General features: G+C 70.1%; 21 protein-coding genes and 1 pseudogene. 13 read left to right on the forward strand and 9 right to left on the reverse strand.

Annotated features, from left to right (window positions below; translation table 11 throughout):
* Window positions 1-2: 2 nt before the first annotated feature.
* Window positions 3-1364, reverse strand: a complete 1362-nt coding sequence (locus FDO69_RS40200; protein ID WP_104789029.1) for a pyridoxal phosphate-dependent decarboxylase family protein — start codon at window positions 1362-1364, stop codon at window positions 3-5.
* Between the two features lie 123 nt (window positions 1365-1487).
* Between FDO69_RS40200 and FDO69_RS40205 the strand changes: the two genes are divergently transcribed.
* On the forward strand, window positions 1488-1970 hold the full coding sequence (locus FDO69_RS40205; protein WP_104789031.1) for a MarR family winged helix-turn-helix transcriptional regulator: 483 nt from the start codon (window positions 1488-1490) through the stop codon (window positions 1968-1970).
* A 145-nt stretch (window positions 1971-2115) separates the two neighbouring features.
* Complete coding sequence (locus tag FDO69_RS40210) at window positions 2116-3249, forward strand: acyltransferase family protein (protein ID WP_170321019.1); 1134 nt, start codon at window positions 2116-2118, stop codon at window positions 3247-3249.
* Between the two features lie 23 nt (window positions 3250-3272).
* Here FDO69_RS40210 and FDO69_RS40215 read toward each other — a convergent pair whose 3' ends face one another.
* The 4 genes from FDO69_RS40215 to FDO69_RS40230 all read right to left on the reverse strand — a co-directional run bounded on the left by FDO69_RS40215 (window position 3273) and on the right by FDO69_RS40230 (window position 9475).
* Window positions 3273-3950 carry a response regulator gene (locus FDO69_RS40215; RefSeq protein ID WP_104789035.1) on the reverse strand — a complete coding sequence of 226 codons (678 nt, stop codon included), beginning with the start codon at window positions 3948-3950 and terminating at the stop codon, window positions 3273-3275.
* 23 nt (window positions 3951-3973) lie between these two features.
* Window positions 3974-5155, reverse strand: coding sequence for a sensor histidine kinase (locus tag FDO69_RS40220; RefSeq protein ID WP_234388310.1), 1182 nt, complete (start codon window positions 5153-5155; stop codon window positions 3974-3976).
* Window positions 5156-5235: 80 nt separating this feature from the next.
* Window positions 5236-7431 (reverse strand): MMPL family transporter, encoded by a 2196-nt coding sequence (locus FDO69_RS40225; RefSeq protein ID WP_104789039.1) that lies wholly within the window; start codon window positions 7429-7431, stop codon window positions 5236-5238.
* A 142-nt stretch (window positions 7432-7573) separates the two neighbouring features.
* A complete protein-coding gene (locus FDO69_RS40230; protein WP_104789042.1) occupies window positions 7574-9475 on the reverse strand; it encodes a rhamnogalacturonan lyase in 1902 nt (633 codons plus the stop codon).
* Window positions 9476-9912: 437 nt separating this feature from the next.
* Here FDO69_RS40230 and FDO69_RS40235 point away from each other — a divergent pair, with 437 nt between their 5' ends.
* From FDO69_RS40235 to FDO69_RS42605, 10 genes are all read left to right on the forward strand, one after another.
* Window positions 9913-10962, forward strand: coding sequence for a glycosyl hydrolase 53 family protein (locus FDO69_RS40235; protein WP_104789045.1), 1050 nt, complete (start codon window positions 9913-9915; stop codon window positions 10960-10962).
* Between the two features lie 85 nt (window positions 10963-11047).
* Entirely contained in the window at window positions 11048-12139 is a 1092-nt protein-coding gene (locus tag FDO69_RS40240) for a rhamnogalacturonan acetylesterase (RefSeq protein ID WP_234388311.1), read from the forward strand.
* Between the two features lie 37 nt (window positions 12140-12176).
* A complete protein-coding gene (locus tag FDO69_RS40245) occupies window positions 12177-13031 on the forward strand; it encodes a GDSL-type esterase/lipase family protein (protein ID WP_104789048.1) in 855 nt (284 codons plus the stop codon).
* A gap of 110 nt (window positions 13032-13141) precedes the next feature.
* On the forward strand, window positions 13142-13849 hold the full coding sequence (locus FDO69_RS40250; RefSeq protein WP_104789051.1) for a GNAT family N-acetyltransferase: 708 nt from the start codon (window positions 13142-13144) through the stop codon (window positions 13847-13849).
* Between the two features lie 170 nt (window positions 13850-14019).
* Window positions 14020-15321 (forward strand): poly(ethylene terephthalate) hydrolase family protein, encoded by a 1302-nt coding sequence (locus tag FDO69_RS40255; protein WP_104789054.1) that lies wholly within the window; start codon window positions 14020-14022, stop codon window positions 15319-15321.
* A gap of 420 nt (window positions 15322-15741) precedes the next feature.
* Entirely contained in the window at window positions 15742-16626 is an 885-nt protein-coding gene (locus tag FDO69_RS40260; protein WP_104789057.1) for a LysR family transcriptional regulator, read from the forward strand.
* A 73-nt stretch (window positions 16627-16699) separates the two neighbouring features.
* On the forward strand, window positions 16700-17758 hold the full coding sequence (locus FDO69_RS40265) for a tartrate dehydrogenase (RefSeq protein ID WP_104789060.1): 1059 nt from the start codon (window positions 16700-16702) through the stop codon (window positions 17756-17758).
* A gap of 166 nt (window positions 17759-17924) precedes the next feature.
* Window positions 17925-19076 carry an N-methyl-L-tryptophan oxidase gene (gene solA / locus FDO69_RS40270; RefSeq protein ID WP_104789063.1) on the forward strand — a complete coding sequence of 384 codons (1152 nt, stop codon included), beginning with the start codon at window positions 17925-17927 and terminating at the stop codon, window positions 19074-19076.
* 114 nt (window positions 19077-19190) lie between these two features.
* Complete coding sequence (locus FDO69_RS42600) at window positions 19191-19511, forward strand: HAD family hydrolase (RefSeq protein ID WP_240806349.1); 321 nt, start codon at window positions 19191-19193, stop codon at window positions 19509-19511.
* Window positions 19508-19945: an HAD family hydrolase gene (locus FDO69_RS42605; RefSeq protein WP_240806350.1), complete on the forward strand. Its 438-nt coding sequence runs from the start codon at window positions 19508-19510 to the stop codon at window positions 19943-19945. Before FDO69_RS42600 ends, FDO69_RS42605 begins: the two co-directional genes overlap by 4 nt.
* 243 nt (window positions 19946-20188) lie before the next feature.
* On the opposite strand, the gene FDO69_RS40280 is transcribed toward FDO69_RS42605, so the two are convergent.
* The 3 genes and pseudogenes from FDO69_RS40280 to FDO69_RS42610 all read right to left on the reverse strand — a co-directional run.
* Window positions 20189-20542, reverse strand: a complete 354-nt coding sequence (locus FDO69_RS40280) for a cupin domain-containing protein (RefSeq protein ID WP_104789066.1) — start codon at window positions 20540-20542, stop codon at window positions 20189-20191.
* Window positions 20543-20623: 81 nt separating this feature from the next.
* Complete coding sequence (locus FDO69_RS40285; RefSeq protein ID WP_234388312.1) at window positions 20624-20815, reverse strand: hypothetical protein; 192 nt, start codon at window positions 20813-20815, stop codon at window positions 20624-20626.
* 380 nt (window positions 20816-21195) lie between these two features.
* A pseudogene (locus FDO69_RS42610) lies at window positions 21196-21367 on the reverse strand (NAD-dependent epimerase); the annotation flags it as partial.
* On the opposite strand from FDO69_RS42610, the gene FDO69_RS41700 reads away from it, so the two are divergent.
* Window positions 21366-21671, forward strand: coding sequence for a cupin domain-containing protein (locus tag FDO69_RS41700; protein WP_234388313.1), 306 nt, complete (start codon window positions 21366-21368; stop codon window positions 21669-21671). The pseudogene FDO69_RS42610 and the gene FDO69_RS41700 sit on opposite strands and share 2 nt — an antisense overlap.
* A 9-nt stretch (window positions 21672-21680) precedes the next feature.
* Here the strand turns inward: FDO69_RS41700 and FDO69_RS40300 are convergent.
* Window positions 21681-22811: ATP-binding SpoIIE family protein phosphatase (locus FDO69_RS40300; RefSeq protein WP_145475629.1), on the reverse strand; the 1131-nt coding region annotated here is incomplete at its 5' end.

Consider the following 22811-nt stretch of genomic DNA (forward strand, 5'->3'; position numbering starts at 1 on the left):
GCTCATGACCGGGCGAGACGCGCAACCCGGTCATGGAGGCGCTGCACATGGTCCTCGGACTCCGGCTTCATCAGGACGCTGCGCAGGATGCGGGCGCCGTCGGCGTCGGCGGTGACCTGCGGGTGGCGTGCCGTGAAGGCGTCCCGGTCGGCCTTGAGGGTGCTCAGGAACACGGGATCGGGTCCGGTCATGCCCTCGGCCAGGACACGCGCCGACGCCGCGTCGACCGCGCTGAGGGCGGCGGGATCCACCGCGGGAAAGTAGCCGACGATGTCCAACTCGGGCTGCTGGTACAGCTCCAGCTCGTCCGAGGCGGTGATCAGGTCGGCCCAGCGCAGGGCGGCCCGCCGGCCGGCCCCGAGGACGCGGCCCAGTCCGTCGGGCGTGGGCGGGAGCACCTGGAAGGTGAGCCACAGGGCCGCGGCCGAGGCGCCGGCACGGGAGCACTCCAGGCTGATCTCGCCGAGGTGCAGCTCGTTGGAGGTGAAGTAGGTGTACGGCGAGTCGTGCAGGTAGAAGCGGCCCACCTCGGGGTCGCGGAAGAGGACGGCGCCGCAGCCGTAGGGCTGGAGGCCGTGCTTGTGCGGATCGACGACGATCGAGTCACACCGGGCGATCGCGTGCCACGGCTGCGGCGGGAGCCCCTCCGGGCCGTCGACGCCGGCGAGCAGGGTGAAGAAGCCGCCGTACGCCGCGTCGACGTGGAGCCGGACGCCGTAGCGCTCCTTGAGAGCGAGGGCGTCGTGGACCGGGTCGACCGCTCCGAGGCCGGTGGTGCCGACGGTGAGCACGACGGTGCCGACCTCTCCCGTCCGCAGGATGTCCTCGAGCGCGTCGAGGCTGATGCGGCCGCGGTCGTCGGCCGGGATCGGGTACCCCTTCATGCCGAGGACGTGGCACATGCGGCCGTGGGTGTAGTGGGCGTCGGCGCTGTAGGCGATCCCTCGGCCGGGGTGGAGCTCGCGGGCGACGAAGAGGGCCTCGAGGTTGGCGATCGTACCGCTGGTGGTGAGGTGGCCGAGGTGGGTGTCGAAGCCGAACATCGTGGCCAGTTGCGCGACGGCCTCGCGTTCCATGCGGGCGGTGGCGGGGCCGCCGTCCAGGGCGTGGTTGTTGGGGTTGATCAGCATCGTGGTGAGGTGACCGACGATGGCCGCCGGGTGCGGGGGCTTGAGCATCTGGCCCGCGTAGCGCGGGTGGAAGAAGGGATAGTTCTCCTTCAGCCTCCCGGTCAGCTCCTCGAAGGAGGCGGCGAAACGATCGTCGTCGACGAGGAGGGACGGGTGCTGCTCATAGGGGCCGAAGGTGTCGGCCCACTGCTGTATCGCGTCGTTGGCCCGGCCGAGCCAGTGCTGAAGGTCCACTGACTTCCCTCTCTGTCGACGTGCTGGGTGGTGGGCCCCACCCTAAGAGTTCGTTGACTGCTCAGCAATTGATTGCTCAGTAATTGAGATGGCAGTAGGTGAAGAAGCACTAAAGTCGGCCGGGTGGACACCGCGAAACGAGAGAACGACGAAGCCGCACGAGCCGCCGACAGCCCGCTCGTGCACGACTTCGGCCTGCTGATCAAGGCCGCCACCCGACTGGAACAGCGGATCGACACGGCTCTGCGCAAGGAGTGCGAGATCAGCCACACGATGTTCGAGGTCCTCATCCGGCTCTGCCGGCATCCGGACGAGGAGATCTCGCAGCGCAGGCTCGCCGATGACCTCACACTCACCAGCAGCGGCATCACCCGCCTGATCGACCGCATGGAGGGAACCGGCCTGGTGCGGCGCGTGCCGGCTCCCGGAGACCGCAGAAGCGTCCTGGTCGAGCCGACCGGGCAGGGTCGTACGGTGTTCCTCCGGGCGGCCGCGATCCACGCGTCGGTCGTCGAGCGGTACTTCGTGGCCCCGGTGACCCCCGCCGACTACGGGAGGCTGACCCGCTCGCTCGGCGAGATCGAGAAGGCGCTGCGCGACGCCTGACCGTCCGGGTGTCACGGTTGCACGATTACGCAATCGATGAACTTTCGTGATGTGATCGGAGGAGGGATCCACCAACACGCGACGAAGTAAGAGGTGTTCTGGTCTGTTCGGGCTTCAACCGCAAGGAAACGCCGGCCCGCGCACGCTGCCCCCGCGCGGCGACCGAGAGACACGGCACTCCCCACCCGAAGTCCCCCGTGCCGCGAGCGGCCGGGCGACCGGCGACCGGCCGGCGGCCCCCGCGGCCAAGCCCAGAGACTCGTTCTTCGACAACGCCAAGTACCTGGCCATCGTCCTGGTGGCCATCGGACACGCCTGGGAGCCGCTGCGCGACGGCAGCCGCGCCGTCACCGCGCTCTACACCCTCGTCTACGCCCTCCACATGCCGGCGTTCATCGTCATCTCCGGCTACTTCTCACGCCGCTTCGACGCCGGCCCGGAGCGGATCAAACGCCTGGTCACCACCGTGGTCGTGCCGTACGTCGTCTTCGAGGTGGCGTACACCTACTACACCCGCTGGACGAGCGGCGATCCCGACCGCGCCATCAGCCTGCTGAGCCCCCTGTACCTGACGTGGTTCCTGGCCGCCCTGTTCATCTGGCGACTGACCACCCCGGTCTGGAAGCTCCTGCGGTGGCCGCTGCCGGTCGCCCTCGTCATCGCGGCCCTGGCGACCCTCTCGCCGTCCATCGGCGACGACCTCGATCTCCAGCGCGTCCTGCAGTTCCTGCCCTACTTCGTGCTCGGTCTGCTGCTGAAGCCGGAGCACTTCCGGCTGGTGCGCCGGCGGGAGATGCGCCTGCTGTCCCTGCCCGTCGTCGCCGGCGCCCTCGCCGGGGCGTACTGGATCACGCCCCGGTGGGATTACGCCTGGCTCTTCCACCGCTCCAGCGCCGAGGAACTGGGCGCCCCCGGCTGGTACGGGCCCGTGATGACCCTGGCCCTCTTCGGCTGCTCCCTGCTCCTCGTCGCCTGCTTCCTCGCCTGGGTCCCGGGACGGCGCACATGGTTCACCGCCCTCGGCGCGGGCACGCTGTACGGCTACCTGCTGCACGGCTTCGCCGTCCAGGGGGCCAAACACTTCGGCTGGTTCGGCCCCGACTGGATCCATCGTCCCGTCGGCGAGATCACGGTCACCCTCGTGGCAGCCTGCGTCATGACCGCCCTGTGCACCCCGCCCGTGCGGCGGCTGTTCCGCTGCGTACTGGAGCCCCGCCTGGAGTGGGCGTTCCGGCGGGACGCAGCCGAGGCGCCGCGCGCCGCACCCACCGGAGCGTGACGCGAGGCCGGTGCCGGTGACGGTCAGGTCCGAGTCTCCCCGGCGCGGACCAGCCCGCTCTCGTAGGCCATGACCACGAGTTGGGCTCTGTCCCGGGCGCCGAGCTTGGCCATGGCCCGGTTGGCGTGGGTCTTGACGGTCACCGGGGTGACGAAGAGCCGCTCGGCGATCTCGTCGTTGGACAGGCCCGTGGCCACCAGCTGCATGACCTGGCGCTCCCGGGGCGTCAGCGTGGCCAGCCGTTCGGGATCGGCGAGGCCGCCGGGGGAGGGCTGCGAGAGGAACCGGGCGATCAGGCCCTTGGTCGCGGCCGGTGAGAGCAGCGCCTCACCGGCCGCGACCAGCCGGATCGCCTGGAGGAGTTCGGCCGGTTCGACCCCCTTGCCGAGGAAGCCGCTCGCACCGGCCCGCAGTGCCTCGACGACGAACTCGTCCACCTCGAACGTGGTGAGCACCAGCACCTTCACCCCGGCCAGATCCTCGTCCCGGCCGATGAGCCGGGTGGCCTCGATGCCGTCGACCTCGGGCATCCGGATGTCCATCACCACCACATCGGCCCGCGCGGACCGGGCCAGCCGCACCGCCTCCCCACCGTTCGACGCCTCGGCGACCACCTCCATGTCCGGCTGCGCCTCGATGAGCAGCCGGAAGGTGCCCCGCAGCAGGGCCTGGTCGTCGGCGAGCAGGACGCGGATCGTCATGGGTGACTCGTACCTCGTGAGGGTCAGACGGATGTGGGGGCGAGAGCGAGGGGGAGTTCGGCGACGACCCGGAAGCCACCGTCCGGCAACGGACCCGCGGTGACCGTGCCGCCGATGGCGGTCGCGCGCTCGTGCATGCCGATCAGGCCGTGACCGGAGCCGGGGCCCTGGACGGCGCCGGGCCTGCCGTCGTCCGTCACCATGACCCGCAACCGGTCCGGTCCGTAGTCCAGCTCCACCTCCGCCCGCGTCGCCGACGCGTGCTTGTGGGTGTTGGTGAGCGCTTCCTGGACGATGCGGTAAGCGGTCAGTTCCGTGGCGGGCGCCACGGGCCGGGATGTGCCGGTGCACCTCACCTCCACGGACAGTCCGCCCGTCCGCACACCACCGACCAGGGCGTCCAGATCGTTTAGTCCCGGGATCGGCGCGCGGGAGTCGGGCCCGTCGTCGGGCTGGCGCAACAGGCCCACGGTGGCGCGCAGTTCGTCGAGCGCGGCCCGGCTGTTGTCCTTGATGTGGGCCAGCGCCTCGTACGCGCGGTCGGGATCGTGGCGCATGAGATGGTGCGCCACGCCGGCCTGCGCGTTCACCAGGGTGATGTGGTGGGCCACGACGTCGTGCAGTTCCCGGGCGATACGGACCCGCTCCTCGGTGACCCGCCGCCGCGCCTCCTGCTCACGGCTGCGCTCGGCCCGTTCGGCTCGCGCCTCGACCTCGGCGAGGTGCCGACGGCGGGTGCGGACGGCGTCGCCCAGCGCGGTGGCCGCGATCGCGAAGTCGAAGTGGAGCAGACTGGCGCCCGCGAGGGGCGGCTCGGACTCGGCGACCGCATAGACGGCCGTGATCAGGACCGACGCGATGAGGCCGGTGATCCAGGCGGTGCGCCGGCTGCTCCGGGTGGCGAGGGTGTAGAGCGCGACCAGGCTCGCCGCCGGAGTCATGGAGAAGTCCGGCGCCACGCACAGGTGGGCCAGATCGACGGCCAGCGAGGCGATCACGACCGGTAGCGGCCACCGGCTGCGGAAGACGAGCGGCGCACAGGCCAGTGCCATCCAGGCCGTCCCGGCCGGCCGGGGTGCGTGCCAGCCGACACCGCCCTCGCCCGCGGCGGTCGCCGCCGTGCCCACCAGAACCAGCACCACGGCCGGAAGCGCGTCCCGGATCCGTTCATGACGGACCGGCAACCGCTGACTCACTACTGCCACCTGCACTCCCTCACTCTACGCAGCGCCGACCGGGCGGCGGCCCAGCCCGCCGCCCGGTCGGCGCCGTACGCCGATGCTCTTCAGCCGCCGTGGAAGCCGGCCGTCTCCGGCTCACGGACCGCCCGGGCCGGTCGAGCCGGCTCCTGTGCGGGGCCCTCGACCGAGACGCGGGGCAGTGCCCGGTCCAGCCGGCGGGGCAGCCACCAGTTGGCCCGTCCGCACAGGTGCATGAGCGCCGGCACGACGACCATGCGGATCAGCAGGGCGTCCAGTGCCACGGCCACCGCCAGGCTGACGCCGAACTCGGAGATGACCCGCATGCCGCCGAACACGAACGAGCCGAAGACACAGACCATGATGGCGGCGGCGACGGCGATCACCTTGCCGGTCTCCGCCTGCCCGACCCGGACGGCGCGGTGGCTGTCACCGGTGTGCGCCCATTCCTCGCGCATCCGGCTGACCAGGAAGACCTGGTAGTCCATGGACAGGCCGAACATGATGCCGACGACCAGGATCGGTACGAACGACTCGATCGGCCCCGCGGCACCGAGCCCGAGGAGCCCGGCGCCGAAGCCGTACTGGAAGACCACCACGATCGCGCCGAAGGCCACCCCGATGCTGAGGATGTTCAGCAGCGCGCCGACCGCCGGAATGAGCAGGCTGCGGAAGGCGACCGTCAGCAGCAGGAAACCGAGCACGGCGATCACCAGCACGAACACCGGCAGCTTGCCCATCAGCACCGACGCGAAGTCGTCGTTGCTCGCGGTGACTCCCCCCACATAGACCCTCATGGACGTCCCCCGCTCCGCCTCCGGGATGACGTCGTCACGCAGGTGGTGGATCAGGTCGGAGGTGGCCTCCGACTGCGGCGAGGTCGTCGGGACGACGGAGACCACCCCGACGGTCTGCCCCTCCTTCATGGGCGCCGCGCCGACACCGGCGACACCGTCGACCCGCTCCAGAGCGGTGACCAACTCCGCCTGGGCCGCCTTGTCGGCGGCGGTGGGGGCCTGGATCGCGAGGAGGAGCGGACCGTTGAAGCCCGGGCCGAAACCGTCCGCGATCATGTCGTACGCCTGACGGTTCGTCGAGGACGCGGGCAGGTTGCCGTCGTCGGACGCGCCCAGCCGCAGGGACAGCGTCGGCAACGCGAGGGCCGCGAGCACCACGAGCCCGACCAGGCCCAGTACCTTGGGCCGTGCCTGGACGCGCTCGGCCCAGCGGCCCCACAGCCCAGTGCCGCCCGCCGGGACTCCTCCGTGTCCGGCGCGGACGCGACGCCCGGCGCGGCCCAGGATCCTCGTGCCGATCAGGCTAAGCAGCGCCGGCAGCAGGGTGATGGCGGCCAGTACGGTCAGCACGACGGTGATGGCCGCGCCGATCGCCATACCGTTGATGATGCCGACGTTCAGGGTGAGCATGCCCAGCAGCGCGACGACGACGGTCAGACCGGCGAACACCACGGCCCGGCCGGAGGTGTTGAGGGACTTGGCGACCGACTCGGCCACGCTCATGCCCGCCGTCAGGTTGCCGCGGTGCCGGTTGACGATGAACAGGGCGTAGTCGATGCCCACGCCCAGGCCGATCAGCGAACCCAGCGTCAGCGTGGTGTCGGAGAGCGTGATGACGTGGCTGAGCAGCATCACCGTGACCGCGGAGGTGCCGACGCCGGCGACGGCCGTGATGATGGGCAGGGCCGCCACCCAGACCGCCCGGAAGACGAACAGCAGCACGATGAAGGCGAGCACGATGCCCATGGCGTCGGCGACCGCGTTCGGCTCCGGGTTGACGGTGAACGCCTGCCCGTTGAGAGCGATGTGCAGACTCCCCGACTCCGGGGCCGTCGCGAGGTTCTTCACATGGTCGATCCGGGCGTCGTCCACGCCGTCGTCGAACGCGACCGTCGCGTACGCCGTCCTGCCGTCCTCGCTGAGCTGGGCCCGGCCGGCGGGCGTGTAGGGGTCGGTCACCGAGGCGACGCCCGGGGCGTCGGCGATGCGCTTCAGGGCTCCGCTCATGGACCGCTCGGCCGCGCCGTCGGTGACCTTGCCGTCACTCACCTGCCAGACGACCCTGCCGCTCTTGCCCGCCGCGCTGCTCGCGCCCTTCTGGAGCAGAGCCGTCGCCCTGGCCGAGTCGGTGTCCTGCGACAGCGGACTGTTGCCGAAGCTGCTGCCGGCCGCGCCGACCGCCCCACCGAGGGCGATCAGCAGGCCCACCCAGGCCAGGACGACGGCGAGCCGGTGCCGGTGGCACCAGCGGGCGAGAGGGGACATCGACGAGCCTTTCCAGAGGAACACGGGCCGGAATCCCGGCACACCGCCACGCTCGCAGTCCGCCGGCCTCTCGTCGTTGCCCGATCGCAGACACTTGCCCCTACTGCGATCGCAGTAGGGGCAAGAGCTCGATCAGGGCGGGTCAGGGTGTGTAGACCGTCGGCCGGGGTGCCGTCGGCATGGCGTTGCCGATGAAGAAGCTCGGGTGCGGAGGCTGGTTGTAGGCGGTGTTCTGCCAGGCCAGGGCCGTGCGGTACTGGGTGTCGTGGAGCAGGGTCGTGATCTTCGTGTTGGTCTGGTTCGGGGTGGAGTAGATGCGCAGCGCCTTGTTGTCGCTGGTGCGCCAGACGACCTCCTCGCGCCAGTCGCCGAGGATGTCGCCGGACAGAGCCGGGGTGGACTTGGTGCCGTTGTTGGACGCGACACCGGAGCCGGTGAGCAGCCGGGTGTCGCCCGAAGTGCCGTACTTGTCGATGCGGGTGCCGTCGAGGAGCTCGCGGACGGGGTCGCCGTCCCACCAGGACAGGAAGTTGACGCTGGAGGGCTCCCGGCCGAGGGAGGCGCCGGTGGCGGAGCGCAAGGTGGTGTCGGTGGCGGACCAGGCCTCGGCGCCCGCACTGCCGGCGTAGATGTCGGCGGCGACGCCCCGGCCGTTGTCCGAGCCCGACGCCGTCTGCCACAGCCGCTCGCCCGTGCGGGCGTCGGCCATCCAGGAGCCCGGCTTGCTGGAGTCCTCGGAGACCTTGAAGTACTCCAGGCCGGGACGGGAGGGGTTGAGGTCGCCGACATGGCCGGCGTCACCGTGGCCGAGCCGGGTGGTCCACAGGCCGCTGCCGTTGTCGTCGACGGTCATCGCGCCGTAGACGATCTCGTCCTTGCCGTCGGCGTCGACGTCGGCGACGGACAGGCTGTGGTTGCCCTGGCCGTCGTAGCCCTTGCCGCTGTTGCTGGAGGAGGCCGTGTCGAAGGTCCAGCGGCGGGTGAAGGAGCCGTTGCGCCAGTCCCAGGCGGCTATCACCGTACGGGTGTAGTAACCGCGCGCCATGATCAGCGAGGGGCGGGCTCCGTCGAGGTAGGCGGTGCCGGCGAGGAAGCGGTCGACGCGGTTGCCGTAGTTGTCGCCCCAGGAGGACACGGTGCCGCGGCCCGGGACGTAGTCCACGGTCTGCATCGCCTTGCCCGTCTGGCCGTTGAACATCGTCAGGAACTCGGGCCCGGACAGGACGTAGCCGCTGGAGTTGCGGTGGTCGGCAGCGGAGTTGCCGATGACCGCGCCGGTGCCGTCCCGGGTGCCGTCGGCGGTCTTCATGGCGACCTCGGCCTTGCCGTCGCCGTCGTAGTCGTACACCTGGAACTGCGTGTAGTGCGCGCCGGAGCGGATGTTGCGGCCCAGGTCGATACGCCACAGCCGGGTGCCGTCGAGCTTGATGCCGTCGACGATGGTGTTGCCGGTGTAGCCGGACTGCGAGTTGTCCTTGGCGTTGGTGGGCTGCCACTTCAGGACCAGGTCCAGGGCGCCGTCGCCGTCGAGGTCACCCACGGAGGCGTCGTTGGCCTCGTAGGTGTAGGCCGAGTTGCCCGGGGCGGTGCCGCCCGCGGGCGGGGAGATCGGCACGTCCTTGTAGCCCGTGCGGAACTGGACCGCGGGCGCGGACGCGGCCTGCTCGGTGCCGTTGACCACCGCGCGAACGGTGTAGTCGGCCGAGGCCGTTGCGCCCGAGTCGAAGTAGGTCGTCGAGGCGGTGATGGGAGAGGAGTTGAGTCTGGTGCCGCCGCGGTAGACGTTGAAGGACACGTCGTTCGGGTCGGTCGCCAGCCACCGCCATGACACCAGGTTGCCGCTGCCGGTGTGCACGCTGGACAGGCCGCGGTCGAGCTTCTCGACCTGCCGGGCGGTCGCCGCTTGGGCGGTCTGCGGCAGTGCGACGAGCGCGGACAAGGCCAGCGCGGCGGCGGACAGACCGCCGACGAGCCGGCCGCCCGGCCGGTGGAGTGATCGCCACGGTCGTGGCGCGGTGCGGGGACGCCGGTGCGAGTCGGTCACGGTGGCCTCCGGTGCGTGGGGGGTATGGGAACGCTCCCATGAGGAGGGAGCGTAAGAACGGGCTGATGCCTCGTCAAGGATTGTGTCCAGTCTGCTGTTCGGCCCTGTTCGGATCCGTGAGTTTCTCGCGCGCCATGGATTGACAGGCGGGCGGCGGCACGAGAACACTGCGGGGGACGCCCCACGGCAAACCGTGGCCGAGGGCAGTCGAATCGGTCGACCCGCCTGGACTCAGGCACTGAGCACGGCAGTTCGTGGATTCCCGCACCTGCAGTCTTCCCCCTTCGAGGAGGGAGTGTCTCGTGGCCGGATCAGGTTGTGAACGCTCCCAGCATGTGCAGGCGGAACACCCCAGTCCCGGAACACCCACCCCCCACGACCCGCTGCCCGCCGGCCGCGACGCCCCATGCGCGGCCGGCGGGCAGGGAGGAGCGACCATGCCCCGGAATCCTGCTCCCGCCCGGATCAGCCGCCGGACGCTGCTCAGGGCAACCACCGCGACCGCCGGCGCCCTCGCCACCGCGGCCGCGCTCGCCGAACTGGAGACGCCGGCCCACGCCGCCGCCGGCTTCGTCAAGGGCGTCGACATCAGCTGGGTGCCGCAGATGGAGGCTCGCGGCTACTCCTGGAAGAACGCGAGTGGGCAGACACAGGATCTGCTGAGCATTCTCAAGGGGTACGGCATCACGGCCGTCCGGCTCCGTACGTTCGTCAACCCGTCCGGCGACCCGGCCAACGGCCACTGCGCCATCAGCGAGGTCGCCGCCTTCGCCAAGCGGGTCAAGGCCTCCGGCATGTCGATCATGCTGGACTACATGTTCGGCGACACCTGGAACTCCGTCGGTGTGCAGAACCCGCCCGCCGCCTGGAAGAACATGGGTTACACCCAGATGCTCACCGCCATGAGCTCGTACGTGAACCAGACGATGACCGTCATGAAGACCAACGGCGTGCTGCCCGCCTGGGTGCAGATCGGCAACGAGATCAACAGCGGGATCTGCCGGCCCGTGGGCAGCGTCTCCAGCCCGGCTCAGATGACCGGCCTGCTCAACGCGGCCTACAGCCAGGTCAAAGCCGTGTCGCCGAACTCGACGGTGTGCATCCACCTGGCCCAGCCGCAGAAGTACGACGTGATGACGACGTTCTTCAGTCGCTTCGCCGCCAACGGCGGCAAGTGGGACATGTCCGTGTTCTCCTCCTACGGCAGCGCCGATGTCGCACCGGGCATCGTGGACAACATGCGGAAGATCTCCGCCGCCTACGGAAAACCGTTCCTGCAGAGCGAGTTCGGTGGTCGGGTGGACCGGGCCTCCTCCACCCGGGCCGCGCTGGTCGCCTACACCAAGGCGCTGAAGGCCGCGGGTGGGCAGGGCATCTTCTACTGGGAACCGGAGTGCATGTCCCCGTTCACCGGCTACACCATGGGTGCCTGGGACTCCGCCAGCAAGCGGCCCACTTCCATCATGAACGGCTTCACCGAGGCCTGAGCGGCGTGTTCGAACCAAGGCGGTGCGTGGCTCCCCTGTGCCCTCACCCCGACCCGGACCTCTCCGTGCGACGAAGGACGGACTCATGACTGTAATGAACATGCCATTAGGGCGCAGTGGCGGACACGGCGCCCGGTTGGCGGCGGCGGGCCTGCTGACTCTGGCGGCCCTGGCAGGCTCAGGGGTGGCCCAGCGCGCTGCCGCCGCGCCGCAGGCACTGCCGGCCGGCTGTTCCGGCACCTCGGCGATCACCTGCCACTACGGCGTCGCACCGGGCAACTACGACGTCACGGTCTCCATCGGCGGCGCGTCCGCCGGACAGACCGAGATGTGGGCCGAGGCCCGGCGGCTGATGCTCCCGGCCACGAGAACGACGGCCGGAGCCGTCGCCACCTACTCGTTCACCGTCAACGTGCGCCAGCCGGAGGGACAGCCGACCGGCCAGGGCGGCACCGGCAACCCCGGCCTCGACCTCCGCTTCACGGGCTCCGGCCCTCAGGTCTCGGCCGTCTCGGTGAAGCCGGCCTCACAGTCACTGGTCGCCTACCTGGCGGGTGACTCGACCGTGTGCGACCAGCCGGCCGCTCCGTACACCGGCTGGGGGCAGATGATCACATCCGCGGTACGTCCTGGTGCGGCCATCGCCAACTACGGCGACTCCGGCGAGAGTTCGGGAAGCTTCGTCAGCAACTCGGCGCTCCTGCCCGCGCTGCTGGCCAAGGTCAAGGCGAACGACCCGGTCTTCATCCAGTTCGGTCACAACGACAAGCAGACCAGCGCGTCCGCCTACCGGAACAACCTCACCACCATGATCTCGCGGGTCCGCGGCAAGGGCGGTGTCCCGGTCCTGGTGACCCCACCGGTCCGCCGGCTGTTCGACGGCAACCGACTGACCTCCACGGCACTGCACGTCAACGGCATCGGCGTGAACCTGCCCGCCGAGATGCGCGCGGTCGGTGCGGCGCAGCGGGTACCGGTGATCGACCTGACCGCCCGGAGCAAGACGCTGGTCGAATCCCTCGGACCGTCCGCCTCCGCACAGCTCTTCCTCCGCTCCTCCGTGGACGGCGTCACGGACAACACCCACTTCTCGCAGTACGGCGCGACCCAGATGGGCGGGCTGCTGCTCCAGGCCGTCCGGGAGCAGAACCTGCCACTCGCCGCCCACCTGCGCTGACCGACGCACGGGAAGGCCCGTCCCCGGGAGGGAACCGATGAAGAACTTACGTACCGTCATCACCGCCGTGCTGGTGATCGCCCTGTCGAGCCTCGGACTGGGTGCGGCCTCAGCGGCCGAAGGCGCCACGTCGCGCTGCTCCGGCTCCGCTGCCCCCGCCGCCCGAGCGGCCGCCCCGGTCACGGCATGGCTGGCCGGCGACTCGACCATGGCCAACCCGGGCTCCGCCCGCTGCCCGGTCGGCTGGGGCAGCCAGTTCGACGCCCTGTTCAACGCCGACGTCACCGTCAGAAACCAGGCCGTGGGCGGCCGCAGCATCCAGACCTGGATGTACGAGGGGAACGTCAGCAGCACCAAGGGCTCGGACGGCGAGTGCCGTCTCACGTCCGGTACCTACTCCTCACGCTGGCAGTCGATGCTGAACGCGAGCACCGGGATGAAGGCGGGTGACTACCTGTTCATCCAGTTCGGCATCAACGACTCCTCGTCGACCTGCCCCCGGCACGTCGGCCCGGCCCGCTACCGACAGCTGATGACCACGATGGTGCAGGCCGCACTGGCTCGGGGGGCACACCCGGTGCTGCTCACGCCGGTCGCCGCCATCACCTGCTCCGGAAGCACGGCGACGAAGAACCGCGGCTTCGTGAACGAGACCTTCGCCGTCGGGTCCGCCACCGGGGCGCCGGTCGTCGACCTGCACTCGCTCAGCGTCTCGCTCTACAACAGCCTGCGCTTCTGCCCGCACAACGGCGACTACGGATCAGGCCCCGTGGGCGCCTTCTTCTGCAACGACCACACCCACTTCGAGACGTACGGCGCGCAGCGGATCGCCGGACTCGTCGCCGGTGACGTGCGCCGGCAGAACCTCCCGCTGGCCGCGTATCTCAGGTGACGCCGACAGCCGCTCGGGAGGGGCTGACTAGCATGGCTGCCGGCATCCGAAGACGCCGTGCCGGTCCACGAGCCGACCGGCTGCGGCGAGGGCAGGAAAGGCGCAGCACGATGACGGGACTCAGCGACGTCACCGCACTGGACGACCCGGTGGGCGAGTCCCTCCGCGGGCACCACGCACATCTCGCCCGCCGGCTCGGCGGCGCCGCCACCTACGTACCCGGAGTCGCGACCTTCTCGGCGGTACCGGCCGAGCCGGACGCGGCGGCATGGGCCGACCTTGCCAAGCTGCTGGGACCGGGCGAGTTCGCCGACATGTTCAGCTGCCCGGCGATACCGCCGCCCGACTGGGATCCGGTCTTCGTCCTCGAGGGCCGCCAGATGATCTGGGCCCGCGACAGCGGCCCGGATCCCTCACACCACGGGTTCGACCGCGACATGGTCGAACTCGGTGCCAAGGACGTGCCCGAGATGCTCGACCTCGTCGAGCGCACCCGGCCGGGGCCCTTCTGGCCCCGCACGCACGAACTCGGCACCTACCTCGGCATCCGCGAGGACGGTGCGCTGGTGGCGATGGTGGGGGAGCGGCTGAGGCCTCCCGGATGGACCGAGATCAGTGCCGTCTGTACCGCGCCCGAGGCCCGTGGGCGGGGCCACGCGGTCCGCCTGCTGCGCGCGCACATCGCGCGCATCGTGGCTCGTGGCGAACGTCCCTTCCTGCACGTGGCCGAGGCGAACAGTGGCGCGCTCGCGCTCTACGAACGGCTCGGTTTCGAGACCCGCAAGCATGTGACGTTCCGCGGCTTCCGCACTCCGTGAGGCGTCGATCTGCGATCCCGAAAGCATGTTTGACGGCACATCAGGGCTTACCTACGCTCACCGCACCTGGGAACGCTCCCAAAGTTTCACAGCACCTGTTCGCGCACCCCCCACTCGTCGCGTACCACCCCGCCCTCCCCGGAGAGGCGTGGGCAAGGAGGAACAGGACCATGCGGACACCCCTGCGCAGAAGCAGGACGGTCGGGCTGAGGGCCGCCCTGGCCGCGGCCGTGACCGGCCTGCTCGCCACACTCGTCTCGATCCAGCCGGCAGCGGCCGCGGACAACCCGTACCAGCGGGGCCCGGACCCCACGGTCAGCAGTGTCGCCGCCCAACGGGGCACGTTCGCCACCGCCGAGACGACCGTGTCGCCCGGCAACGGCTTCAACGGCGGCAAGATCTACTATCCGACGGACACCAGCCAGGGCACCTGGGGCGCGATCGCCGCCGTGCCCGGCTACACCGCCCGGTGGAGCGCCGAAGGCGCCTGGATGGGGCACTGGCTCGCCTCTTTCGGGTTCGTCGTCATCGGCATCGACACCAACAGCCCCAACGACTTCGACACCGCCCGCGGAACCCAGCTCCTCGCTGCGCTGGACTACCTCACCCAGAAGAGCCCGGTGCGCGACCGCGTCGACCCGAGCCGGCTGGGCGTGCTCGGCCACTCCATGGGCGGCGGCGGCGCCATCAGCGCGGCGGTGCGGCGGCCGTCCCTGAAGGCGGCCCTTCCCCTCGCACCCTTCTCACCCTCGCAGAACCTGTCCGACCTGCGCGTCCCGACGATGATCATGGGCGCCCGGGACGACGGCACGGTCACCCCCTCCTACCTCGACGGCCTCTACGCAGGCATGCCGGCCGGCACGCAGAGCGCCTTCGTCGAGCTCACCACCGGCGGCCACGGCTTCCCCACCTGGGGCAACTCCAACGTGACACGCCGTACCATCCCCTGGCTCAAGATCTTCCTCGACAACGACACCCGCTACACCCAGTTCCTGTGCCCGTCGTTGGCGGACCGCAGCCAGATCTCCCGCTCGAAGACCAAGTGCCCCTACGTTCCGCCGGGCGGCACGACCCCGGAGCCGCCGAGCGGCACCAAGGTCGTCGGCGCCGGTTCCGGCCGCTGCCTGGACGTGCCGAACTCGTCGCAGACCAACGGCACCCAGGTGCAGCTGTGGGACTGCCTGGACCGCGCCGGCCAGAAGTGGACGCGCACGGCCGCCGGCGAGCTGCGGGTGTACGGCGGCAAGTGCCTGGACGCCGAGGCCTCGGGAACCTCTCCGGGCACCCGGGCGGTCATCTGGGACTGCCACGGCGGCCAGAACCAACGCTGGGAGTTCAACGCGAACGGCACGATCACCAGCGCCCGCTCCGGCCTGTGCCTGGACGCGTCCAATTCCGGCACCGCCAACGGGACCCAGGCGGTCCTGTGGAACTGCAACGGCGGGGCGAACCAGCGCTGGACCGTCGGGTGACGCGGACCGATTCCGGCCGCTGAGGACCGGCCGAGTCGAAGTGCCGGGTGGGTGGACCCGGCACTTCGGCTCCTCCGAACGGCCATACGACTTATCAGAAGTGCGGCGGAATTTCCTGCAACCGGTCCGCCGGAAGACAGGTGGCGGTGCGCACAGGATTCCCGTCGAACGGGGTTTTCCGTCGACACCTGCACGACCCGATCCACCAGGAGCCGTGCCTGTTTTCGACCCTTGGGCCGGGAACGGCTGCGCCTGAGCGCCGCAGCGATTCATTGAGTGCTTCAGTTGGCTGTGAGCGCGCTTCCGTGACGATTGCGGCCGGTGCATCGGCGGTCCGTACCTCGTCGAGGTGATCCTTCACGCAACCATGGTCGTGACCATGTGAGTCGTCGGTTGATCTCTTGAGGGACAGAGGCGCGTATGGACATTCGGCAGCTGGAGTACTTCCTCGCGATTGTTGATCGTGGGGGGTTCAACCGTGCGGCGTCGGCTCTGTACGTGTCGCAGCCGTCGCTGTCGCAGGCCGTGCGGGCACTGGAGCGTGATCTCGGCTCCGAGCTCTTCCATCGCATCGGGCGCAGGGCCGTGCTGACGGAGGCTGGAAGGGCCCTGATCGAGCCTGCCCGTGAGGCCGTGCGGAGTCTGGAGACGGCGCGGGCGAGTGTCGCGGCGGTGCATGAACTGAGTGAGGGGCGCCTGGACATGGCGTCGATGCCGTCGCAGGCGGTGGAGCCGCTGACGACCTTGGTGAGGGCCTTCAGCCACCGGTATCCCGGCGTCTCTGTGGCCATCCATGCGGCGTTCACGTCGCGTGATGTGATCGACATGGTGCGCACCGGGGCCGTGGAGTTGGGGCTCCTGGCCTCCGCCGGCCCGGTCTCCGACAAGGGGGTCGTCTCACATGCGCTGGGGCGGCAGCGTCTTGTGCTGGTGGTGCCGGCCGACGGACCGTTCTCCGGCCGGACAGCGGTGGAATGCCGGGAGCTCGCGGGACAGCGACTGATCGTCGGGCAGTCGGGCACCGGGATGCGCGCCTACGTCGACGCGCTGCGGGAGCAGGGCATCGAGTTCACCGTCGCCGCGGAGACCGAGCACCGGGTGTCCCTCATGCCCCTGGTACTGGCAGGGGTGGGGCTCGCGGTGGTCACGGATGCCTGGCGGGACCTGGCCCGGCGACTGGGCGCCCGCGTCCTCGACATCGAGCCGGAGAGCACCTTGGACATCGCCCTCGTCAGCCGCCGCGGCAGCCTGTCGCCCGCGGCCGCCGCGTTCGTCACGGCCGCAAACTCCGCAGGCCAGAGCTGATAGGCACCGCTTATAAGGGAGATCCCCTTTGCGTCTTGGACGCCTCACGGACCGCCTTGCTGCAATCAACGGCATGACGACGAACCACCGCATTGCCCTGATCCCCGGCGACGGCATCGGCGCCGAGGTCCTGCCCCCGGCGCAGCAGGTGCTCGATGTTCTCGGCCGCCGCCACGGCTTCAGCCTGTCCTACACCTCGTACGACTGGTCGTGCGAGCGGTACCTGCGGGAGGGCGCCATGATGCCCGCCGACGGGATCGACCAGCTGCGCCACCAGGACGCGATCCTGCTGGGCGCGGTGGGATACCCCGGGGTGCCCGACCATGTCTCGCTGTGGGGGCTGCTGATCCCCATCCGGCGCAGCTTCCGCCAGTACGTCAACCTCCGGCCCATCCGTGTCTTCGAAGGCATCGAAAGCCCGGTGCGCGGTGCCCGGCCGGGTGAGGTCGACTTCGTCGTCGTGCGCGAGAACATGGAAGGCGAGTACAGCGAGGTCGGCGGCCGGCTCAACCGCGGCTTCCCGGACGAGATCGCCGTGCAGGAGGCCGTGTTCACCCGGGCCGGCGTCACCCGCGTGCTGGACTACGCCTTCACGCTCGCCTCCGAGCGCGGCGGCCGCCTGACCTCCGCGACCAAGTCGAACGGCATCGTGCACACCATGCCGTTCTGGGACCAACTCGTCACCGAGCGGGCCGCCTCGTTCCCGCAGGTCGCCTGGGACCAGGAGCACATCGACGCGCTCGCGGCCAAGTTCGTCCTCGAGCCGGCCCGCTTCGACGTCGTCGTCGCCTCCAACCTCTTCGGCGACATCCTCAGCGACCTCGCGGCCGCGGTCGCCGGATCCATCGGCGTCGCCCCGGCGGCCAACCTCAACCCCGAGCGGGACTTCCCCTCGATGTTCGAGCCGGTGCACGGCTCCGCGCCCGACATCGCGGGCCAGGGCATCGCCAACCCGCTGGGCGCGATCTGGTCCGCGGCCATGATGCTCGACCACCTCGGCCATCCCGCCGCGGCCAGGGACATCACGGACGCGATCACCTCGGTCCTGGCCAAGACCGACGTCCGCACCCGTGACTTGGGCGGAACCGCGACCACCGCCGAGTTCACCGACAAGCTGATCGAGCTCCTCTGAGCCGTCTCCCTCTGCCTCAACGTGCACAAAGCATGGGTTGACCTGCAGGTTTCCTGGGCGGAAAGGGAACGCCATTCCCAGCGCTGAACACGAACGGTCCCCCAGTGCCCGCACCGTGCCGCGGCCCGAGTACCACCCAGACCACACCCTCGAAAGGAGCGACCTCATGCGCATCCCGAAGCGCGTCGCCGTGATCGGTGCCGGCAGTATGGGCAGCCAGGCCATGTGGCGGCTGGCCACCCGCGGAGCCGAGGTCATCGGCTACGACCGGTACGCGCCGGGGCACGACCGTGGAGCGGCCGGGGGCGAGAGCCGCATGTTCCGAGCGGTCCACCTCGGCGACGCAAGATACACCCCGCTGCTGAAGCTCGCGGACGGGCTGTGGGAGCAGCTCCAGGCGGAGACGAGCCGGTCGTTGCGACGCCGCAGCGGCTGCCTCGTGATGGGAGAGACCGCCTCACGGGACATGCAACTCCTCCTCTCCGCCAGCGCCGCCCATGGTCTGGATCACGAGGTACTGGACCAGGACGCCCTCGCCCGTCGCTACCCGCAGCATTGTCTCCCGGACGGACACACCGCCGTCCTCGACCGGCAGGGCTCCATCATCAGGCCGGAGGCGTCGATCCAGGCCGCCGCGGGGCGTGCCGAACAGCTGGGCGCCCGGTTGCACCGCTACACCCCGGTGCGGGAGGTCGTCCCCGCATCTGGAGGCGGGGTGCACATCGTCACCGACCACGGCAGGGACCACGTGGACGCCGCCGTGGTGACCGTGGGCCCCTGGATCAACACCCTGCTCCCGAACCTCCCACGGATCGTCGAGGTTCGCCGGGTGATCTGCTCCTGGCACCTGCCCACCCGCCACGACTGGTTCGCGGGCGGCGCTCCCGCCTTCTTGCGCGGCACACCCCATGACTGCTTCGGCATCCCGTCGCCCGACGGCATCTCCGTCAAACTCGGTCTGTCCTTCAGGTACCACGCGCCGGTGCCCGAGCCCGAACGGCTCGACCGTACGGTCCGCCCCGAAGAACTCAACGCCTTCCACGAACTCATCCGCGAACTCATGCCGGACCTGAACCCCGACCCCATCAGGACGTCGGCCTACATGGAGGGCTACACGAATCCGCCTGGTTCGCCGTCCGGGTACCCGCTCGTCGGCCATCTCCCCGGCCAGGACGACATCATCGTCATGGCCGGATTCTCCGGCAGCGGCTTCAAGTTCTCGCCCGCGATGGGAGAGATCGCCGCCGACCTGGCACTCGACGGCACCACGGAGCACCCCATCGACTTCCTCGCTCCGGCAGGAGTCGGCGCCGCCTGACCCCCGGCGATGGTCGACGGCATCCCCCCACCCGCACATCTCTGGCAGAGCATGCCCGAGAAGGGCCGGGTCGGCCGCAACCAGTTCCCCGAAGCAAGAGAACGGAGCACTTCCATGCCCATTCCCTCGTTCCAATTCCGCCCGAAGTACGTCTCGTTCGACTGTTACGGCACGTTGATCGAGTGGCCGATGACCCCCATCACGCGTGAGCTCGTCGGCGACCAGATCCCGGCCGAGCAGTGGGACCAGTTCGTCAAGGAGTTCCGCGGCTACCGCTACGACCAGGTCCGCGGCGAGTACTACCCCTACGAGCAGACGCTGCAGGACGCCTTCGAGCGGGTCTGCCGCAAGTGGGGCGTGAAGGCCGCCCCGGACGCGGGCAAGCGGTTACGCTGCAGGACGCCTTCGAGCGGGTCTGCCGCAAGTGGGGCGTGAAGGCCGCCCCGGACGCGGGCAAGCGGTTCGCCGACGGCGTCCGCAGCTGGGGCCCGCACGCCGACATCCCCGAGCCGCTCAAGAAGATGGGCGAGCACTACAAGCTGGTCATCCTCTCCAACGCGGACGACTCCTTCCTCGCGGACAGCGTGCCCCGGCTCGGCGCGGACTTCCACGGGGTATTCACCGCGGAGCAGGCCGGCTTCTACAAGCCCCGGTACGCCGCCTTCGAGTACATGCTCGACCGGCTCGACGCGTCCCCCGAGGACTTCGTGCATGTCTCCTCGCACACCCGCTACGACCTGATGCCGATGCACGACATGGGCTTCCGCAACCTGGTCCTCCTGGACCGCGGCTGCGACCCGGTCACCCACGGCTACGACTATGTGACGGTCAAGTCCCTGGACGAGCTCAACCAGATGCTCGGCATCTGACGCGCGACGCACGACCACTCACCCAGCGCCTTCCAGGTGCGCCCCCGGTCTCGCGCGGCCGCCCATGTGCCCTGCGCGTTCCAGCGGCGGGGACACGTGGTCGACAAGACGCCCCCCGCCTGCTACTCGCCTTCTGGCCGCTTGCGCGAGGCGCTGGAAGACGCCTGCTGCCTGCGCGGCGGCGCCGAGCAGTACGGATGGGACCGGGCGACAGCCGCCCGGTCCCATCGCCCGGCATCGGCGTTACGACACGGTCAGGTAGATCTTGCGCACGGTTTCGATGGTCTTCCAGACGCCGACGAAGCCCGGCTTCATGACAAAGCTGTCGCCTGCCTTGTAGACCACCGGCTCGCCGCCTTCCGGCGTGAGTTCGATGACGCCGGAGAGGATGTGGCAGAACTCGAAGGTCTCGCCCTTGATCGAGTGCGTCTCGCCGGGCGTGGCCTCCCAGACGCCCGTTTTGATCGTTTCCCCGCGGGCGGCGTCCTGGGCCCAGGTCTTGTAAGTCGGGTTGCCGGAGATCAGGCGCTCCGGCAGCGGGCCGGACTCGAGGGGAGCAAAGGAGGGGTCGGTATCGATGGTCTTCAGGAGCGACATGCTTCTTCCTCTACTGGTTCTGGTAATTGCGCACATCGGGACCGGACATGTCAAGCGTCACCGGGCCGAGTTCGACCAGGCTCATCGCGCCTCTCGGACCAGGGCCGGACGGCTGCCGGCCACGGTCTCGGCGCGCAGCGGATCGGCGAGCGTCTCGGCGGGCAACAGGTCCCTGTGATGCGCGAGTCCGGCCACGCATCGGCTGGCGGCGAGGGCCTCCATGCTGATGCCGGTGGCCTCAGCGGACCCGATGTGTCCGAGTTGGGCGGTCACGGGGCCGGTAAAGCCCGCGACACCCGACCCAGCGCCTTCCAAGGGCGTGCCGACAGCCGAAGGCGACCTGATGGGCGACTTCGGCAGGCACCGGATCGAACTCGCCCGGGCATGATGCTCGAACGGGCCTGCACCCCGGCGGCGTGGATGGTGCGACCGTTGCGGTCCACCGAGTGTCTCCGCAGTCCCGCACGGAGCCGACGGGCGATCTGTCGGTTACGGGCATGATATTCAGACATTATGTAAAGCGGCGGGCTTGTGGGCGGCGTCGACGGCCCGTCGGCCCAGGGATGCTGAGACCGCCGCCGTATGCTCCCGCACTCCTGAGCCGGGCCGGCGCCCTGCCCGCAGCGTGCCCATCAGCTCGGGATGTCCTGCCGGATGGCCGGGACGCCCGCGAGCGGCACGCGGATGATGCCGGACAGGAAGCCGGAAGCGGCCGCGTCCGGCTTGCCCCGGCCGCATGGAGACGGTCATCAGGTGGGCACCGGCCGCCGACTGTGTCCGGGCCGCTTCGAGCAGCGCGCGGAGCGTGTCCACGTCGGCGCTCATGCAGACGGCCGTGCGCGGCGACGGTCAGGACGGTCTCGCCCCGGCCGGCCCGGGCGAGCGATATCGGCCTCGCATCCGGCGCGAGGGTTGTACTCGCAGCCGATCCACCCGTCGAAGCCCAGCTCGTCGACGACGTCGAACAGGCTGTGGACGTCGAGCCGGCGGCCGCGCCGTCACCACCGACGGCGCCACGGGGAAGACCTTCGAGATCGCCGCCGGTGACGTCGTCGTCCAGCCCAAGGGCTGGTCCGGTCACTGGGACGTGAAGGAGACGATCCGCAAGGTCTACAGCATCGGCCTGTGACACGGCGACTCACCAGGCCGCGTCCTCCCACTGCTCCAGCAGTGCGTCGGCCGACATCTCCTCGGGCTCGGCGGCCGGGCTCCGGGTGGACTGTTCGGTCCAGATCACCTTGCCGCGTACCAGGTAGCGGGTGCCCCACCGCCGGGCGAACTGGGCGACGAGGAACAGACCCCGTCCGCCCTCGTCGGTGATCGCGGCCCGACGCAGATGCGGTGAGGTGCTGCTGCCGTCGGCGACCTCGCAGATCAGGCTGTCGCCGTCGTGCAGCACCCGGAGCCGGATGGGTTCGATGCCGTAGCGGATGGCGTTGGTGACCAATTCGCTGACGATCAACTCGGTTGTGAACGCCATCTCCTCCAGTCCCCAGCTTCCCAGCCGCCCGGTGACCTCCGCCCGGACGCCCGCCGGGTCACCGGGCACCTCCCACTCGGCGACCTGGGAAGGATCCAGCAGCCGGGTGCGGGCGACGAGCAGGGCGATGTCGTCGCTCGACCGAGCCGGAAGCAGCGCGTCGAGGACGTCCTGACACGTCTCCTCGGGAGCCCGGCCCGAGCGTGCCAGCGCCTCACGCAGTGCCTCGAGACCGGTGTCGATGCCCCGCTCCCGGTCCTCGATCAGACCGTCCGTGTACAGGACCAGCCGGGAGCCCTCGGGAAGGGCGAGTTCGGCGGTCTCGAAGGGCAGGCCGCCGCCCACACCGAGCGGCGGAGAACCGGGCACCGGCAGGAACTCCACGGTGCCGTCGGGACGTACCAGGGCCGGCTCCGGATGCCCCGACCGGGCCAGGGAGCACATCCCGGAGGCCGGGTCGTAGATGGCGTAGAGGCAGGTGGCGCCCGAGACGCTCTCGCCGTCCCGCTCCGTGGCTCCGTCTCCAGCGCCGTCGATTCGCGCGACCAGCTCGTCCAGGTGCCCCAGGAGCTCGTCCGGGGGCAGGTCCAGGGCGGAGAAGTTGTGCACCGCGGTGCGTAGCCGCCCCATCGTCGCCGCGGCATGAAGACCATGCCCCACCACGTCCCCGACCACCAGCGCGACCCGGGCACCGGGCAGCGGAATCACATCGAACCAGTCGCCGCCCACGCCCTTCGCGGATGGCCGGGGTGATGGTGACCCAGGCCAGGAGGATGTCGGCGCCGGGCA

This window comes from Streptomyces tibetensis, from assembly GCF_007655005.1.
Taxonomy (GTDB): domain Bacteria; phylum Actinomycetota; class Actinomycetes; order Streptomycetales; family Streptomycetaceae; genus Streptomyces; species Streptomyces tibetensis.